The organism is Duganella guangzhouensis, from assembly GCF_009674535.1.
In the GTDB taxonomy this organism is placed as follows: Bacteria; Pseudomonadota; Gammaproteobacteria; order Burkholderiales; family Burkholderiaceae_D; genus Rugamonas; species Rugamonas guangzhouensis.
In genome coordinates, this window is the sequence record NZ_WKJK01000078.1 from 1 (window position 1) to 282 (window position 282).

Consider the following 282-nt stretch of genomic DNA (forward strand, 5'->3'; position numbering starts at 1 on the left):
GATAGGTCAGGTGTGGAAGTGCAGTAATGCATTAAGCTAACTGATACTAATTGCCCGTACGGCTTGTCCCTATAACCTTGACGGTTATACGCATTTACTCGTTGATGAGTGGTGCTACCCCAAACCAAAACTTTACTTCTCCCAGATTCGCTGCACAGCCGATGGCTGCGCAGCATACAAGTCAAAGCTTGATGACCATAGCAAGTCAGTCCCACCCCTTCCCATCCCGAACAGGACCGTGAAATGACTCTGCGCCGATGATAGTGCTGCAACCAGTGTGAA

General features: G+C 49.3%; 1 rRNA gene. It reads left to right on the forward strand.

The features are described 5' to 3' along the window. Positions 1 to 187: 187 nt before the first annotated feature. Positions 188 to 282 (forward strand): 5S ribosomal RNA (rrf, locus tag GJ699_RS34025); the annotation flags it as partial.